Raw genomic sequence first — 16,304 nt, forward strand, 5'->3', positions numbered from 1 at the left:
AGTGCAGGGTGCGGGCCTCGGCCAGCTCGCGCTTCTGCGCGGCCGCGGACTTCTCGGCGGCGGCGAGCGCCAGCGAGGCGTGCCGGTAGGCGAGTTCGGCGGCGACGAGCGCGCTGCGCTCACGGGCGGCCTCGGCGTGCGTGACGGCGTACGCGGCGGCGGTGACCCGCTGGGCGAGGTCGGCGGCCCGTACCCGCTCCTGGACGCCGCGCGCGGACAGCCGCCGGGCCAGGGTCCGGGTGCGGCGCTCGGCCCCCGCGTGGATGTCACGCGCGCGTGCGCGGGTCTCGGCCGCCTCCACGATCCGCCCGAGCAGATCGACGGAACCGGCTGTGAAGTCCCGTTCGGCGATCAGCTCGGCACGTCGGCCCAGCTTGTTGCCGAAGCCGCTGACCAGGTCGGCGAGCCCGTCGGTGTCGCGGGTGTCGGTGACCGCGCGCAGCAGCAGATCGGTGAAGTCGGAGTCCTTCTTCACCGCGAAGAGACCGGCCGCCTCGCCCTCGTCGGCGTTCATCTCCCGCTGGTAGCGGAAGAGTTCGGGGTCGAGGCCGAGGTCGCCGAGGTGCTCGATCCACCGGTCGTGGATCTCCTCCCAGTGCACCTCCAGGTGCGGATACGCCTTGCCCGCCTCGGTGAGCGCGTCCCGGAAGCCCTTCATGGTGCGCCTGCGCCCCTGCGCGCCGGAGGTGCCCTCGACGGGCGGCCGTACGGCGGTGGACTCGGCGACCGGCAGGTTGTCCAGGGAGAGGCCGGGGCCGGGCCGGAAGGAGTACCAGGCCTCGGCGAACTTGCGCGGGTCGTTGGAGACCTGCCGTCCGCGCCACTCGCTGACCTTGCCGACCACCACGCACTCACCGGTCAGCGTGTGCTGCCACTCCAGGGCGACATGGCCGCAGTCGTCGGCGAGCAGGAACTTGCGCAGCACGCCGGAGCTGGCGCCGCCGAGGGTGTTGCGGTGGCCCGGGAGCATCACCGAGAAGATCAGCTTGAGCAGGACCGACTTGCCGCCGCCGTTCTCCAGGAACAGCACGCCCGCGGGCGCGGGCCGGCGCGGCGGGCCGACGGGCTCCTCCTCGAAGAACTCCGCCTGCGTGGGCGCGGGGTCGGGCACGGGCTCGCCCACGCCGCGCAGGTCAAGCACGGTGTCGGCGTAACGCGCACCGGCGGGCCCGATGGAGTAGAGGCGGACCCGGGACAGCTCGTACATGGCGGACTCTCGTAAGTCTTCGGCAGGTGGGGGGTGTTCAGGCGGAGTGGAACGGCAGCCCGGCGTCGGCCACCAGGTCCAGGTCGTCGGTCTCGTCCGGCGGCAGCAGGGTCGCCGAGCCGTCGGTGACCGGGACGACGCCCAGTTCCAGCAGCTCTGCCATGGCGGCGCTGCCCGCCATGTCACGGACCTGGAGCTGGTAGCGGGCGGTGGTGCGGTACGTACCGCCGTTGTCGTCGCCGGTGCGCTGGAGGAACCCGGAGTCGGTGAGGAACGCGACGGCCTTGCCGACGATGCCGGTGGTGGACCCGGCGAGGCGGCGGGCGTCCTTGGTGGCGCCGGTGGCGGTGCGTCTGGCCCAGATCCGCCAGGCGGCCTCCAGTCCGGGCGCGTCGGTGGCCGGGTCGGTGTTCTCGCCCTGCTGCTCGGCCCGCTCCTCCAGGCGCCGGCAGGCCTGCCGTACGAAGGCGTCGACGCCGTTGACGGAGACGCGGCCGATGTAGCCGTCGTCGGCGAGGTCCTCGGGCCGCGGGAAGGCCATGGCGGCGACGGCGAGGTGGGCGAGGCCGTGCAGGAACCGGTCGCCGCCGTCGGCGGAGGTGCGCCGGGCGTAGTCGCCCATACGGACGGCGAACACCGAGTCCTCGGCGGCGGTCACCGCCATCCCCGCGCGCGGGGACACCTCCAGCACGATCAGGCCGAGCCCGGTGGCGACGGCGTCCGCGAGCCGGGCGAAGGGCGGGTCGTCGCGATAACGCCGGAGCAGTTCGGTGTACTCCTGGTCGCGCGCGGGCTGGAGCTTCGGCTGGAGGCCGAAGGACACCAGGCGCGCGGCGTCGGCGGCGTCGGCGGGCGTGACGGCGGCACCGGCGGAGGGGGCTGCGGCCTCCGGCTCGCTCCACTCGACGTGCTCGGTCACGGTCGGTCTCCTTGCTGTGCTGTCTTTCGGGTCATGCTGCTTCCGTCCGGTCCGCCGCCATTCCGGCCGCGTCCAGCAGGGCCGTGCCGACGATCAGGTCCGCCCCGCCGAACTCCGGGTCGTCGAGTTCGGTGCCGTCGTCCACGGCGAACAGCAGCTTCTCCTCGCCCTGCCGGTAGGCGGTGCCGACGGCCGGGCTGGCCGCGTGCACGGCCAGCAGGGCGACCAGGTAGGGCAGGTCGGGGTCGGAGCGGCGGGCCTCGGCGAGCAGTCCGGACAGCCGGCGCGGCGCGTCCGCCGGGAGGTCGAGCAGTTCCATGGCGGCGGCGAGCTGCTCCTCGGTGAACCGGCTGTCGTCCGGAGTGGCGATGAGGTCCGGCTCGGGCATCTCCGCACCCAGGTGCTCCCGCTCCACCGGGGGCGTCAGCAGTATGTCGACCAGGTCGCCCACACGTACCGACACCGGCGTCCGCAGACCGGTCCCGCGCGCGAAGAACGCGTCGGTGACCCGGACCGCCTGTTCGACCGGCATCGGCAGCAGAGGCGCGACGAGCTGGCCGTAGAGGTCGATCCCGGCCGTGGCCGTGGGGGTGGCGAAGGCCTGCCGGTCCTGCTCCGCGCGGAACAGCGGTCCGGCCTCCAGCAGGCGGGACTGGAGCTGGGTGTGGCGCCGGATGCAGTCCTTGACGATGTCGACGAGTTCGGCGGCGCGGCGCTTGTGCTCGGGGTCCTCGGACTCGTCGCGGGCCTTGCGGATGTTGGTGAGGATCGCGTTCTCGTGGCGGTAGCGGTCGGCGACGTGGTCCAGCGCCTCGGCGATCATGTCGGGCACGGCCTGGAGCCAGTCCACCGCGCGGACGTTGCGCCGGGTCGCGTCCAGGGCCCTGCGCAGGGTCTCCGAGTACTGCACGGTCCGGTAGCGGGCCTGCTCGGCGGCGAGCTGGGCGTCGGCGAGGCGGCCCCGGCTGATCAGCACCTCCAGCTTGACCTCGGCGGCGATCTGGGCGCTGGTGACGTCGGTGTCGAGGGCGCCGACGAGGACGTTGACGGCCTCGTCCGTGGTCCGCAGGTACACCGTGCCGCCGGGGCCGGGGACCTCCTCGATCAGCTTGAAGTCGTAGTCGCGCCGGACATAGGTGCCATCGGCGGTGAAAGTGCCGTAGACGGCGCGGAATCCGCGGTCGATGCTGCCGACGTTGATCAGGTTCTCCAGCACCCAGCGCGCCACGCGCTCGTGCTCGGCGACGGGGCGCTGCGGGGCCTGTGCGGCGATGCGCGGGATGAGCCTGGCCACTATCTGATCGTGGTCGGCGCCCGTGTCGAAGTCCATGTTCAGGGTGACCAGGTCGATGGCGGCGAGCGCCACCTCCGCCATGCCGTAGACCGAGTACTCACCGGCGAGGTTCGCCTTGCGCGCGTCGAGGTCGTGCAGGGGGGCGGTGCAGGCGAGCGCGCGCAGGCGCCGCGCCAGGCCCTCGTCGGCGGCCGGGCCCGGCGCGGGGCGCGGCCCCGCGCTGAGCTGGGGCGGAACGCTGTCCGTCGATGCAGGCGAAGTCACGGTGCACAGACTAGGTGCTAGGTCTGACATCGACCCAAACGACTCAGAAGCCCCGGTCGTCACCGGGACGCGACAACGGGCCCGGCCGGCGACAACAGGCCCGACCGGCCTCAGGCGCCCCCGTCCTCCCCCACCCGCCGCCGGTAGACCTCCACCATCCGTCGCAGCGAGTCGTCGAGGTATCCGCCGAGGATTCGTTCCGCCTCGTCGCGGTCGCCGTTGTGGAGGGCCTGCAGGAGCTCCTGGTTGCGGACCAGATAGGGCTCGTGCAGCCGTCGCGGGTCGTCCACCACGTGGAAGGCCAGCCGCAGTTCGGCGAAGACGCTGCGCATCAGCTCGTCGGTACGGTCGCTGCCCGCCAGGGCCACCAGCTCCCGGTGGAAGTGGATATTGGCCGTACCCACTCCCTTCCAGTCACCTTCGCGCGCCGCCCGCTGTCCCCCCGCGACGGCCTCCTCCAGGTCGCCGAGGTCGTACGGCGGCTTGCCGAGACCCCGGACGACAGCGCACTCGACGAGCTTGCGGGTGCGGTAGATGTCCTCGACGTCCTCGACGGTCAGGACCCGGACGAAGACGCCCCGGTTGAGCTCGTGGACGAGCAGGCGTTCGTGCGTGAGCAGCCGGAACGCCTCGCGCAGCGTGTTGCGGGAGACCCCGAGCGCGCCGCCGATGCCGTCCTCCGACAGGCGGGTGCCGGGCGGGAAGTACCCCTCGGCGATGCGGGTCCTGAGGATGTCCGAGACCCGCTCGGCGGTGCTGGTGCGCCCCAGGAGCGCACGGTCGTCGGCAAGACCCGACAGCTGCTCTGCCATGCCCGGAATTCAAGCGCAGATACCGGAACGAAACAACGCGGGTATTGAGGGATCGTTCAACAATCCTCTACCTTGCTACGGACGGCGCCCGCTTCCCCCACCACTCCCGCACGGCAGGTTCGGCCGAGGACAGGAGACCCATGACCGCGATCGATCTGAACGCCGACCTCGGCGAGGGCTTCGGCCGCTGGCGGCTGACCGACGACGAACGGCTGCTGTCCGTCGTCACCAGCGCCAACGTGGCCTGCGGGTTCCACGCCGGGGACGCCGCCACCATGCGGCGGGTGTGCGAGCTGGCGGCCGAGCGCGGGGTTCGCATCGGCGCCCAGGTCTCCTACCGGGACCTCGCGGGATTCGGGCGGCGCGCGATGGACGTGCCGCCCGAGGAGCTGACGGCCGAGATCGCCTACCAGATCGGCGCGTTGGAGGTCTTCGCCCGCGCGGCGGGCACGCGCGTGTCCTACGTCAAACCGCACGGCGCGCTCTACAACCGGGTCGTGCACGACGAGGAGCAGGCGGGCGCGGTCGTCGACGGAGTGCTCCTCGCCGACGCCTCGCTGCCGGTGCTCGGGCTGCCCGGCTCGCGGCTGCTGAAGCTGGCCGGGAAGGCGGGACTGCCGACCGTCACGGAGGCGTTCGCAGACCGCGCCTACACCGAGGAGGGCACGCTCGTGCCGCGCGGACGGGAGGGCGCCGTGGTCACCGACCCGGACGCCGTCGTGGCCCGCTCGGTGAGCATGGCCCGCTTCGGCGAGGTCGACGCCCACGGCGGGGCGCGCATCCGGGTGCGGGCCCGCTCCCTGTGTCTGCACGGCGACACGCCCGGCGCGGTGGACCTGGCCCGCCGGATCCGCGAGCGGCTCCTGGGCGCGGGCGTCCGGGTGGAGGCCTTCGCATGAGGGCGTTGCAGGTCGGCGGCGACGCCCTGCTCGTCGAGGTGTCCTCGGGCGAGCAGGCCCGGGCGCTGCACGCGGAGTTGCTGCGCCGCCGCGCGGAGGGCTCACTGTCCGTCCGTGAGATCGTCCCGGCCGCGCGTACGGTCCTCCTCGACGGAGTGACCGACCCGGCCCGGCTGGCGTCGGAACTGACCGCCGCCGAGACCCCGGCCGCGCCCCCACGCGCGGGCGGGGTCGTCGAACTCCCCGTCCGCTACGACGGCCCGGACCTGGCGGACGTCGCCGCGCACTGGGGCGTCGGCCCCGAGGAGGCCGCCCGCATCCACGCGGACACCGAGTTCACGGTCGCCTTCTGCGGTTTCGCGCCCGGCTTCGGCTATCTGACGGGGCTGCCCGCGCACTACGACGTGCCCCGCCGGGCCACACCGCGCACCGCGGTCCCCGCCGGTTCGGTGGCGCTCGCCGGACCGTACACGGGCGTCTACCCGCGCTCGTCCCCGGGCGGCTGGCAGCTCATCGGCATCACGGACGCGGTTCTGTGGGACCACGCGCGCGTACCGGCCGCATTGCTGTCACCCGGCACGCGCGTGCGGTTCGTTCCCGTGACCGCCCCGGCGTCCACCGCGAGGCCCGCATGACCGACCGCGCCCTGGCCGTCGTACGCGCGGGTGCCCTGACCACGGTCCAGGACACCGGCCGTCCGGGCCACGCCCACCTCGGGGTGCCCCGCTCCGGCGCCCTGGACGCCCCCGCGGCGGCGCTGGCGAACCGGCTGGTGGGCAATCCGCCCCAGGCTGCAGTGCTGGAGACCACGCTCAACGGGGTCGCCGTGCGCCCGCGTTCGGCGGTCACCGCCGCCGTCGCGGGCGCCCCCTGCGCGGTCACCGTGGACGGCCGCCCGGCCCCGTGGAGCGCCCCGGTGCATGTACCCGCAGGAGCGGTACTGGACATCGGCCCGGCCGACCTGGGCCTGCGCAGCTACGTCGCCTTCGCGGGCGGCGTCATCGTGGACCCGGTGCTCGGCAGCCGCTCCACGGACCTGCTGTCCGGCCTCGGCCCCGCACCGCTGGCGGACGGCACGGTGCTGCCCCTGGGCATCCCGGCGAACCTCCACGCGCGCGTGGACGTGGCCCCGCAGCCGTCCCCGCCCACGGAGCTGCTCCTCCGCGTCACCCTCGGCCCCCGCGACGACTGGTTCACGCCAGAGGCCGTACGGACCTTCACCACCCGCACCTACGAGGTCTCCCCCGCGAGCAACCGCATCGGCCTGCGCACCCGGGGCCCCGCCCTGGAGCGGGCGGCCGCGGGCGAACTCCCCAGCGAGGGCATGGTGCTGGGCGCGGTCCAGGTCCCGCCCGACGGCAGGCCGGTGGTGTTCCTGGCGGACCATCCGACGACGGGGGGCTACCCGGTGATCGCGGTGGTGCGCCCCGAGGACCTTCCGGCAGCGGCCCAGGCGGTACCGGGGACGCCGGTGCGGTTCATCGCTGCGGGCAGGTGAACGACGCGGGTCGGGCCCCGGGACGGCCCGACCCGCGCGGGGCGTTCACCCGGTGGGCGTGTCCGGCCCGATCCGGCTGCGTACGGCGGTCTGCACCTCGGCCTCCTCGGCCGGGTCGGCGGCGAGCCTGCGCAGACGCTCCACGACACGGTTGTCACCGGTCTCAGCGTGCCGGGCGGCGATCTCGCGGGTGGTCTCCTCGCAGTCCCAGAGGCACTCGACGGCGAACCCGGAGCGGAAGGAGGGATCGGTGGCGGCCAGCGCGCGGGCGGTCCGGCCGCGCAGGTGGGAGGAGGCGGTCTCGCGGTAGATGTGGCGCAGGACGGGGGCGGCGCAGGCGATGCCGAGCCGGCCGGCGCCGTCGACGAGCGTCCACAGGGTCGGCGCGTCGGGGCCCTCGCCCCGGACGGCCTCGCGCAGTGCCGCGAGGACCAGGTCCTTGTCCTGGGCCCCACCGCGGCAGGCGAGCATGCGCCCGGCGGCGGCGCCCAGCGGATCGGGGCGGTGGACCCAGCCGCGGGCCCGGTCTACGGCGGCGACACTGCGCATCCGTTCGAAGGCGTCGACGGCGGCGTCCACGACGAAGCGCGGCCCGTCGGAGACAGCGGCCTCGATCAGGTCGAGGGCGTCGGGGTCGTCGCTGTCGGCGAGATAGCGCAGGGCGGTACAGCGGGCGCCCTCGGTGCCGTCCTTGGCGGCCTGCACGATCTCCGGCCGGTCCTCGGGACCCGCGACGGCGGCGAGACACCGGGCGGCGGGCACATGGAGCACGGCACCGCGGTCGATGCCCTGCTGGGCCCATTCGAAGACGGCGCGCACGCTCCAGCCGGGGCGGGGCCCGGAGGGGCGCATCTGCCGCTGCCAGCGGTCGAAACAGCCGGCTTCCTGGGCGGCACGCACACGCGTGGCGATCGATTCGCGCGGATCCTCGGCCCACAGCCGCCACGGGCGTGGCTCGAAGGCGTCGCGTACGGCGGCGGCCAGGGCGGCCTCGCCCTCGGGGTCGGTGGAGAAGCGGGCCAGCACCGGCGCCGCGAGGGCGCGCAGGCCCGCGTCGTCGTCGCGCAGCGCCAGTTCGTCCAGGGCCCAGGCCCAGTTCGAGCCGGTGGCGGCGTACCTGCGCAGCAGGGCGAGCGCGTCGCGCCTGCCGTAGGACGCCAGGTGGCCGAGGACGGCCAGGGCCAGGCCCGTGCGTGACTCCTCGGTGTCGTAGACGTCCTCGACGCCGAGGAGATGGGCCTCGATCTCGTCCAGCTCGCCGTTGAGGTCGAGGTAGAGCCGGGCGTAGTAGAGGGAGCGGTTCTCCACCTGCCAGTCGTGGCGGGGGTCGTTGAGCACGCAGTGGTTGAGGGCCGCGAGCGCTTCGGCCCGCGGTGCGGTGAGCGCGTGCAGCGTGCCGTCGCCGCGGCCCCGCTGGAGCAGGCCGAGCAACGTGCCACTGGGCGCTATGACCGGATCGAACATGGGAAACAGCCTCACATCAAGCGTCGACGCAACCGGGGACGTGCTCTACCTGGCCGCGTGACAACACGTCGGGGCGCCCGCCGTTTCCTGCTTGCTGTAGACCATTTTCCTCTGCCTCTCGTCGGTGGCCCATGCGGACCGCATCACGGTCCGCGCGGTGCGGCAACACCTGCCCAGCCATCGCGTCCGTGAATCACGACGCCATGATGACTCGGCAGTTCCGCCTGCCGCGACCGATATTTCGGCGGCCCCTTACCGCCTCCCCCGTTTTCTGTGTCGTTGCTGGTCAGACCATACGGATCACTGCGCGCCGAACAGTTCGAGCAGTTCGGTCCTGGCGAACATCCGGGCGGTGTCGACCGCCGACGGCGTCCCGGCGGAAGGATCGGCTCCGCCTTCCAGGAGAACCTTGATCACTTCCGTCTCACCCTTGAACGCGGCCCCGGCGAGCGGGGTTTGGCCCCGGTCGTTGATCCGGTCCGCCTCGGCGCCCCGCGCGAGGAGCGCGCGTACCGCGTCGGCGTGGCCGTGGTAGGCGGCGAGCATCACCAGGGAGTCGCCCCGGTCATTGGTGAGGTTGGCCGGAACACCCGCGTCGAGATACGCCACCAGCGCCTCGGTCCGCCCCTGCCGGGCCAGATCGAAGATCTTGGTCGCCAGCTCCACGACCTCGGGGTCGGGGGCTTCACTCATCGCCGGACCGCCTCTCCATACAACCGTTCAGGTGAATCGCCAGGGTACTGGCTCGCGCGGCACATGACCCGATGTGCCCGAGGTAAAGATCACCGGGAACCCGGTCGGACGCAAGAGCGCAGCTCATCCGGGCCGTGACGGCTCCGCCGAGCGGGGGAAATCCGCCGGATTTCATCCGTTTGCACCTTTTATCGTATGGATACATCCTGTGAGCCTGGAAGTACTCATGGTGACTGTCCCCGCGAACCAGGAGATCCCAAATGATCCTCTCCATCTCAGGCGTGGTCCTGCTCGGCATCATCGTCTTCCTGTTCTTCAAGAAGGACGGGTTGAAGGCGTCGCACGCACTCGTCGCATCCCTGTTCGGCTTCTACCTGGCGAGTACGGCCATCGCCCCGAGCATCAAGGCCGGCGGCGAGAGCCTGGCGAGCCTGCTCGGCGGCATCAAGTTCTGAGCCCGACCGCCCCGTCCGTACGCACCAACAGGAGACAGCAGTGGCCCGCCGCCCCCTCCCCCGCATCCTGAGCACAGGCAGCGCCCAGATCGCCCGGAGCCGGGAGCTGGCCCGCACGGCGGCCGACAGCGCCACCGACGTCCTGCATCCGCTGATCACCATCAGCCGCGGGTTGCGTCGGCTGGCCTCGGCCGGGCGGCACAAGTGGTCCGACACCCCGAAGGACAAACGCGGACCTCTGCTGTTCCTGGCGGCCTCGGTGATCCTGGTGGTGGTGCTCGTCCCGTACGGCCCGCTGCTCGCCGCCATCACCCTGATGGCGGCGGCGGCCTGGCACGGCCGGGAACGCGCCCCGGAGGCCCCCGAGGGCCCGGACGAGTCGCAGACGGAGCGCCTGAAGTCGCTGTACGAGGCGCTGGTGCCGTACTTCTCCACCGCCGAGGACCCGGCCCCGCTGTACTCCCACGGCGGCGCCTGGGAGAGCGCCTTCCCGGCGTACGAGTTCGACTCCTCGGGGCGGGTCACGAGCCTCACGGTCCGCTACCCCGCCTACTTCACCGACGGCGAGCCGGAGGCCCGCGCGCGGATCGAGCACCTGCTCACCGCGAAGTCGGGGCGCGGCCGCGAGTACCGCTTCACCTGGGACGAGGAGGGCAACCAGCTCTCCGTCTCGGCCCTTCCCCCGCTGCCCGTGGACATCGCCGCCCAGCGGTTCGTCACGGCACCGGGCGAGACCGTGCTCGGCTTCACCGACCCGGGTGAGGTCCAGCGCACGCTTCCCCTCACGCACGGCGAGGAGCAGCGCGACATGCCGCCGGTCGTCTGGCGCACCGGCATCCGCTCCACCGAGCCGCACCTGCTGGTCCTCGGCCAGCCCGGCACCGGCACGTCCACATTGCTCCGCTCGATCGCCCTCCAGGCGCTCCAGCACGGGGACGTCGTCATCGTCGAGGGCGGCGGCACCGGCGAGTACGCCTGTCTGATCGGCCGCGACGGCGTGCTCGCCGTGGAGTGCGCGCTGGCCGGGGCGCTGGCCAGCCTGGAGTGGGCCGCGCACGAGACGGAACGACGGCTGATCGCCGCCAACCGCGCCCGGCAGGCGGGGCATCCGCCGCCGGAGGACACCAGGCGCCCGCTGTGGATCCTGCTGGACCGCCCGACGGCCTTCGCCCACCTGGCCGCGACCGACGGCCACAAGGACCCCCAGTCCCTGCTCCAGGTCCCGCTGCGCCACGGCCGCGCCGCCAATGTCACGGTCGTCGTGGCCGACCAGTTCGACACCGCCGACCTGCTGAGCGACGCGGTACGTCAGCACACACGCGCGCGTGCCGTCCTCGGCCCCGCGACCGCCGACCAGCTCACGGCGTTCCTCGGCGCTCCCCCGCAGACCACCCCGCTCGCCCAGGTGCCCCCGGGCCGCGGTTACGCCCGCCTGGGCTCCGGCCCGGTGCTGCGCCTCCAGGTCCCGGCCACCCCGGACCCCTACGACGACGCCACCTCCGACGCCCACCGCCAGGCGGTCCTGGACCTGCTCCCGCCCCGCACCACCCCGGCGGACCAGGAGGAGCCGGTCGCGACGGAGGCGGTACCCGCCGAGACGGCCTGACCGGGCCCGAGCCGGAACACGCACACCGCCTCCCGCCGGTCTTCCGGCGGGAGGCGGTGTGCGTGTTCCGGCTCGGCTCAGGCCACGAAGGTCCGCGGCGCCTCCCCGCCCCCGGCCCCGCCGTTCTCCACCACTCGCGCAGCCGCTGCCAGCCGTACCGCCGCCTCCTCGGCTACCGCGCCCCCCACGGTGAACGGGAGCCGGACGTACCCCTCGAAGGCCCCGTCGACCCCGAAGCGCGGGCCGGACGGGACGCGGACGCCGACCCGCTCCCCCGCCTCGGCGAGCCGCGACCCGGACAGACCGCCGGTGCGGACCCACAGGGTGAGGCCGCCCTTGGGGACCTCGAACTCCCAGTCGGGCAGTTCCCGGCGCACGGCGGTGATCAACGCCTCGCGGTTCTCCCGGGCCTGGCTGCGGCGCAGTTCCACCGCCTGTTCCCAGCCCCCGGTGCTGAACAGCCAGTTCACGGCGAGCTGCTCCAGCACGGGCGTCCCGAGGTCGGCGTAGGCGCGCGCGGCGACCAGACTGCGGATGACGTCGGGGGCGGCGCGGACCCAGCCGATGCGCATGCCCGCCCAGAAGGCCTTGCTCGCCGAGCCGACCGTGATGACGGTGGCCCCGGCGGGGTCGAAGGCGCAGACCGGCCGCGGCATGGTGACGTCCTCGTCCAGCCACAGCTCGCTCATCGTCTCGTCGGCGACCAGTACGGTCCCGGCCGAGCGCGCCGCGTCCACCATCGCCCGGCGCTGGTCGTCGTCGGCCAGGGCGCCGGTCGGGTTGTGGAAGTCGGCGACCACGTAGGCGATCCGGGGCGCCGCGTCGCGCAGCACCTGCCGCCAGCGGTCCATGTCCCAGCCGGTGAGCCCCTCGGCCATGGCGACCGGCACCAGCCGGGCGCCCGCCTCCCGCATCAGCTGCAGGATGTTGGCGTACGAGGGCGACTCCACCGCGATCCGCTCGCCGCGCCCGGCGAAGAGGTGGCAGATGGCGTCGATGGCGCCCATCGCCCCGGTGGTCACCATGATCTGCTCGGGCATGGTGGGGATGCCCCGCGCGGTGTACCGCTCGGCGATCATCGCGCGCAGCGCGGGCAGCCCGGCCGGATAGTCGCCGTGCGTGTGGGCGTACGGCGGCAGCTCCTCCAGCGCGCCCTGCACGGAGCGGGTGAGCCAGGGCTCGGGCGCAGGGAGCGCCGCGCAGCCGAGGTCGATCATGGAGCCGAGGGCCTCGGGGGGCAGCGGTTCCAGACCGCGCGCGGGCAGCGGGTTCCCCGCGGGTACGGCGGTCCAGCTGCCGACGCCGCGCCGGGACTCCAGGAAGCCCTCGGCGCGCAGCGCCTCGTAGGCGGCGGCGACGGTCGTACGGCTGACGGACAGGCTGAGCGCCAGTTCGCGTTCGGCGGGCAGCCGTGCGGCCACCGGGACCCGGCCCTCCAGGACCAGCAGGCGGATGCCGTCGGCCAGTGCGCGATAGGCGGGCGGGCGGCGTGTGCCGGGGCCCGCGGGGCGGTCCTGCTGGGAGCTGAGCAGCCGGGCGAGCTGAGCCGGCCCCACCGCCGAGGTCCACTGCGCCATGGAAATCAGTCCACCTTCCCCGAATTGGCCATGGATGGCCTGTCTCCTCAAGCCACAGGGTGTCATGAGGCAGGCCACTACCACCACAGGGGGCACCCACCTTGTCCACCAGGAGCCGTCTCGGACGACGGTTGACCCAGCTGTACGCCGGTCTCGCGCTGTACGGGGCCAGCTCCGCCCTTCTGGTCGAGGCCGGCCTCGGCCTCGAACCCTGGAACGTGCTGCACCAGGGCCTCGCCGAACTGACCGGGCTGACGATCGGCGTGGTGTCGATCATCGTGGGCGCGGCGGTGCTGCTCCTGTGGATCCCGCTGCGCCAGCGGCCGGGACTCGGCACCGTCTCCAATGTGTTCGTGGTCGGCATCGCCATGGACGCGACCCTTGCCGCCGTCCCCGCGGCGCACTCCCTGGCCGTCCGGATCCCCCTGCTCGTCGCCGGCATCGTCCTCAACGGCGTGGCCACCGGCCTCTACATCGCGGCCCGCTTCGGACCCGGCCCGCGCGACGGCCTGATGACGGGGCTGCACCGGCGCACCGGACGCTCGATCCGGCTGATGCGCACAGGCATCGAGATCGCGGTGGTCATCACCGGCTTCCTGCTCGGCGGCACGGTCGGCGTGGGCACCGTCCTGTACGCGCTCGCCATCGGCCCGCTCGCCCAGCTCTTCCTGCGCCTCTTCGCCGTCCCCGCGACGTCGGACGGCAGCGCGGTCGTTGCCTCGCATGTCCCCCGGCGGGCCATACTGCGACGGTGAGCACGCCGATACGCCATGCCTACCTCGACCACCCCGGTCCGATCCCCTTCGCCCACCGCGGCGGCGACGCCGACGGCCTGGAGAACACCCTGTTCCAGTTCCGCCGGGCGGTGGACCTGGGCTACCGGTACCTGGAGACCGACGTCCACGCCACCTCCGACGGCAGGCTGGTCGCCTTCCACGACGCGACGCTGGACCGGGTCACCGACGGGGCGGGCCGGATCGCCGACCTGCCCTGGGCGGACGTGCGGCACGCGCGCGTGGCCGGTCAGGAGCCGGTGCCGCTGTTCGAGGAGCTGTTGGAGGAGTTTCCCGAGGCGCGCTGGAACGTCGACGTGAAGGCGGAGCCCGCCCTGCTGCCCTTCCTGGAGCTGGTGGAGCGCGCCAACGCCTGGGACCGGGTCTGTCTGGGCTCGTTCTCGGAGGCGCGGGTCGTCCGGGCCCAGCGGCTGGCCGGTCCGCGGCTGGCCACGTCGTACGGCACGCGCGGGGTGCTCGGTCTGCGGCTGCGCTCCTGGGGGCTGCCCGCCGCCGTGCGCGGGTCCGCCGTCGCCGCGCAGGTTCCGGAGGCGCAGTCCGGGGTCCCGGTCGTCGACCACCGCTTCGTGCGCACGGCCCACGCGCTCGGGCTGCAGGTCCACGTATGGACGATCAACGAGGAAGATCGGATGCACCGGCTCCTGGACCTGGGAGTCGATGGCATCATGACCGATCACATCGAGACATTGCGCAAGGTCATGGAGGACCGGGGCGCCTGGGTCTGAGCCCGGCGGCCCGCGGCCCGGACGGGGAAGCGAGGGGCGCGGGTGGACACCGGCACCATGGGCACGACGGCGGCCGAGCAGGTCGCGGACCGGCGCCGCGAACAGCGCGGCTGGTACTTCTACGACTGGGCCTGCTCCGTCTATTCGACGAGCGTGCTCACCGTGTTCCTCGGCCCCTATCTGACGTCGGTCGCCGAGAACGCCGCGGACACGGACGGCTTCGTCCATCCGTTCGGCATCCCGGTGCGCGCCGGGTCCTTCTTCGCCTACTCGGTCTCCCTGTCGGTGATCGTGGCCGTGCTGGTGATGCCGCTGGTCGGCGCCGCCGCCGACCGCACCGGCCGGAAGAAGCCGCTGCTGGCGGCGGCCGCGTACACCGGGGCCGCGGCGACGACGGCGATGTTCTTCCTCGACGGCGACCGCTATCTGCTCGGCGGCGCCCTGCTGGTCGTCGCCAACGCCGCGCAGTCCGTGGCGATGATGCTCTACAACTCCTACCTGCCGCAGATCGCCCCGCCCGAGGAGCGCGACGCGGTCTCCTCACGCGGGTGGGCCTTCGGCTACGCGGCGGGCGCCCTGGTGCTGGTCCTGAACCTGGTGCTGTATCTCGCCCACGACAAATTCGGCCTCTCGGAGTCCGCGGCCGTCCGGATCTGCCTGGCCTCCACCGGACTGTGGTGGGGCGCCTTCGCCCTTGTCCCCCTCCGGCGCCTGCGCGACCGCCGCTCGACCACCGAGGGCACCACGGCTCCGACGGCCACCGGCTTCCGACAGCTCGCCGCGACCCTGCGCGACATGCGCCGCCACCGGCTGACCCTCGCCTTCCTGCTGGCGTACCTCGTCTACAACGACGGCATCCAGACCGTGATCTCCCAGGCCTCCCTCTACGGCTCCGAGGAACTCGGGCTCGGCCAGTCCACGCTGATCGGCGCCGTCCTGCTGGTCCAGGTGCTGGCGGTGGCCGGGGCGCTGCTGCTGGGACGGCTGGCGAGAACCTACGGCGCGAAGCGCACCATCCTCGGCTCGCTGGTGGCGTGGACGGTCACGCTCGCGGCCGGCTACTTCCTGCCCGCCGGGGCGCCGGTGTGGTTCTTCGTACTGGCGGCCGGCATCGGACTGGTGCTCGGCGGCAGCCAGGCGCTGTCCCGCTCCCTGTTCTCCCATCTGGTGCCGCCGGGCAAGGAGGCCGAGTACTTCTCCGCCTACGAGGTGAGCGACCGCGGGATGAGCTGGCTGGGCCCGCTGCTGTTCGGGCTCACCTACCAGCTGACCGGGAGCTATCGCGACGCGATCATCTCCCTGGTGGCGTTCTTCGCGCTCGGGTTCGTGCTGCTCGCACGGGTTCCGGTGCGGCAGGCGATCTCGGAGGCAGGGAACCCCGTTCCGGCAAGGATTTAGCGTTGGACGCGAAAGGGCTGTAGTGTACGCGTTTGGCCTGCCAGGCGTACCGTTACTGCGCGTCAAAGATGCCGAAACGCTGGGTGACATCTGCTAGCAGATGTGACAAACCGGGCGCCGGTGGGTAGAACAAGGGGCGGCTACGACGGCGACGCATGACCCGGAACGGGAATCTTTACCGCCGACCGGACGTTGACCGGATGACGACGACAGCGACACCTGTCCTGTGGGCGACAAGCCCGGGAGGCACGATTCATGAGTGAGCGAGCTCTTCGCGGCACGCGCCTCGTGGTGACCAGCTACGAGACGGACCGCGGCATCGACCTGGCCCCGCGCCAGGCCGTGGAGTACGCATGCGAGAAGGGGCACCGCTTCGAGATGCCCTTCTCGGTCGAGGCGGAGATCCCGCCGGAGTGGGAGTGCAAGGTCTGCGGGGCCCAGGCACTCCTGGTTGACGGTGACGGCCCTGAGGAGAAGAAGGCCAAGCCCGCGCGTACGCACTGGGACATGCTGATGGAGCGGCGCACCCGCGAGGAACTCGAAGAGGTCCTTGAGGAGCGCCTGGCCGTTCTGCGTTCCGGCGCGATGAACATCGCGGTTCACCCAAGGGACAGCCGCAAGTCGGCCTAGCCCCATCGGGGTCCGGACCCGACAGAGCAACACAAGACCGCGGGCGCCGTACGTTTCGACGTACGGCGC

The 16,304-nt window shown here is 72.9% G+C and carries 15 protein-coding genes and 1 pseudogene; 9 read left to right on the forward strand and 7 right to left on the reverse strand.

Going from position 1 to position 16,304, the window contains the following annotated elements; all coding sequences use genetic code 11:
* The 4 genes and pseudogenes from GA0115233_RS05180 to GA0115233_RS05195 all read right to left on the reverse strand — a co-directional run.
* Positions 1 to 1,207, reverse strand: a pseudogene (locus tag GA0115233_RS05180) (hypothetical protein); the annotation flags it as partial.
* 37 nt (positions 1,208 to 1,244) lie between these two features.
* Positions 1,245 to 2,126: a hypothetical protein gene (locus GA0115233_RS05185; protein WP_093718883.1), complete on the reverse strand. Its 882-nt coding sequence runs from the start codon at positions 2,124 to 2,126 to the stop codon at positions 1,245 to 1,247.
* 31 nt (positions 2,127 to 2,157) lie between these two features.
* Complete coding sequence (locus GA0115233_RS05190) at positions 2,158 to 3,684, reverse strand: hypothetical protein (protein ID WP_093718884.1); 1,527 nt, start codon at positions 3,682 to 3,684, stop codon at positions 2,158 to 2,160.
* 110 nt (positions 3,685 to 3,794) lie between these two features.
* A complete protein-coding gene (locus GA0115233_RS05195; RefSeq protein WP_093718885.1) occupies positions 3,795 to 4,496 on the reverse strand; it encodes a GntR family transcriptional regulator in 702 nt (233 codons plus the stop codon).
* A gap of 140 nt (positions 4,497 to 4,636) precedes the next feature.
* Here GA0115233_RS05195 and GA0115233_RS05200 point away from each other — a divergent pair, with 140 nt between their 5' ends.
* Genes GA0115233_RS05200 through GA0115233_RS05210 form a run of 3 tightly spaced genes read left to right on the forward strand, consistent with a single transcriptional unit; the run spans position 4,637 to position 6,893 of the window.
* Positions 4,637 to 5,395 carry a LamB/YcsF family protein gene (locus GA0115233_RS05200; RefSeq protein ID WP_093718886.1) on the forward strand — a complete coding sequence of 253 codons (759 nt, stop codon included), beginning with the start codon at positions 4,637 to 4,639 and terminating at the stop codon, positions 5,393 to 5,395.
* On the forward strand, positions 5,392 to 6,030 hold the full coding sequence (locus GA0115233_RS05205) for a 5-oxoprolinase subunit B family protein (protein WP_093718887.1): 639 nt from the start codon (positions 5,392 to 5,394) through the stop codon (positions 6,028 to 6,030). The genes GA0115233_RS05200 and GA0115233_RS05205 overlap by 4 nt, the downstream gene beginning before the upstream one ends.
* Positions 6,027 to 6,893, forward strand: coding sequence for a 5-oxoprolinase subunit C family protein (locus GA0115233_RS05210; RefSeq protein WP_093718888.1), 867 nt, complete (start codon positions 6,027 to 6,029; stop codon positions 6,891 to 6,893). Before GA0115233_RS05205 ends, GA0115233_RS05210 begins: the two co-directional genes overlap by 4 nt.
* A 45-nt stretch (positions 6,894 to 6,938) precedes the next feature.
* Here the strand turns inward: GA0115233_RS05210 and GA0115233_RS05215 are convergent, their stop codons facing one another.
* Positions 6,939 to 8,357, reverse strand: a complete 1,419-nt coding sequence (locus GA0115233_RS05215) for a HEAT repeat domain-containing protein (protein WP_093718889.1) — start codon at positions 8,355 to 8,357, stop codon at positions 6,939 to 6,941.
* A gap of 300 nt (positions 8,358 to 8,657) precedes the next feature.
* Positions 8,658 to 9,050 carry an ankyrin repeat domain-containing protein gene (locus GA0115233_RS05220; RefSeq protein ID WP_093718890.1) on the reverse strand — a complete coding sequence of 131 codons (393 nt, stop codon included), beginning with the start codon at positions 9,048 to 9,050 and terminating at the stop codon, positions 8,658 to 8,660.
* Between the two features lie 260 nt (positions 9,051 to 9,310).
* Between GA0115233_RS05220 and GA0115233_RS05225 the strand changes: the two genes are divergently transcribed.
* Both GA0115233_RS05225 and GA0115233_RS05230 read left to right on the forward strand, forming a co-directional pair.
* Positions 9,311 to 9,505: a hypothetical protein gene (locus tag GA0115233_RS05225; protein ID WP_093718891.1), complete on the forward strand. Its 195-nt coding sequence runs from the start codon at positions 9,311 to 9,313 to the stop codon at positions 9,503 to 9,505.
* Between the two features lie 40 nt (positions 9,506 to 9,545).
* Complete coding sequence (locus tag GA0115233_RS05230) at positions 9,546 to 11,111, forward strand: ATP-binding protein (protein WP_093718892.1); 1,566 nt, start codon at positions 9,546 to 9,548, stop codon at positions 11,109 to 11,111.
* Positions 11,112 to 11,188: 77 nt separating this feature from the next.
* On the opposite strand, the gene GA0115233_RS05235 is transcribed toward GA0115233_RS05230, so the two are convergent.
* Entirely contained in the window at positions 11,189 to 12,688 is a 1,500-nt protein-coding gene (locus GA0115233_RS05235; RefSeq protein ID WP_093718893.1) for an SCO1417 family MocR-like transcription factor, read from the reverse strand.
* Positions 12,689 to 12,789: 101 nt separating this feature from the next.
* On the opposite strand from GA0115233_RS05235, the gene GA0115233_RS05240 reads away from it, so the two are divergent.
* The 4 genes from GA0115233_RS05240 to GA0115233_RS05255 all read left to right on the forward strand — a co-directional run bounded on the left by GA0115233_RS05240 (position 12,790) and on the right by GA0115233_RS05255 (position 16,235).
* Positions 12,790 to 13,443 carry a membrane protein YczE gene (locus GA0115233_RS05240; protein ID WP_093718894.1) on the forward strand — a complete coding sequence of 218 codons (654 nt, stop codon included), beginning with the start codon at positions 12,790 to 12,792 and terminating at the stop codon, positions 13,441 to 13,443.
* Positions 13,440 to 14,207 (forward strand): glycerophosphodiester phosphodiesterase, encoded by a 768-nt coding sequence (locus GA0115233_RS05245; RefSeq protein ID WP_093718895.1) that lies wholly within the window; start codon positions 13,440 to 13,442, stop codon positions 14,205 to 14,207. Before GA0115233_RS05240 ends, GA0115233_RS05245 begins: the two co-directional genes overlap by 4 nt.
* Positions 14,208 to 14,249: 42 nt before the next feature.
* Positions 14,250 to 15,605: an MFS transporter gene (locus GA0115233_RS05250; protein WP_107406416.1), complete on the forward strand. Its 1,356-nt coding sequence runs from the start codon at positions 14,250 to 14,252 to the stop codon at positions 15,603 to 15,605.
* A 255-nt stretch (positions 15,606 to 15,860) separates the two neighbouring features.
* Positions 15,861 to 16,235 carry an RNA polymerase-binding protein RbpA gene (locus GA0115233_RS05255; RefSeq protein WP_003977404.1) on the forward strand — a complete coding sequence of 125 codons (375 nt, stop codon included), beginning with the start codon at positions 15,861 to 15,863 and terminating at the stop codon, positions 16,233 to 16,235.
* Positions 16,236 to 16,304 lie beyond the last annotated feature (69 nt).

The organism is Streptomyces sp. DI166 (assembly GCF_900091315.1).
Lineage (GTDB): Bacteria > Actinomycetota > Actinomycetes > Streptomycetales > Streptomycetaceae > Streptomyces > Streptomyces fuscus.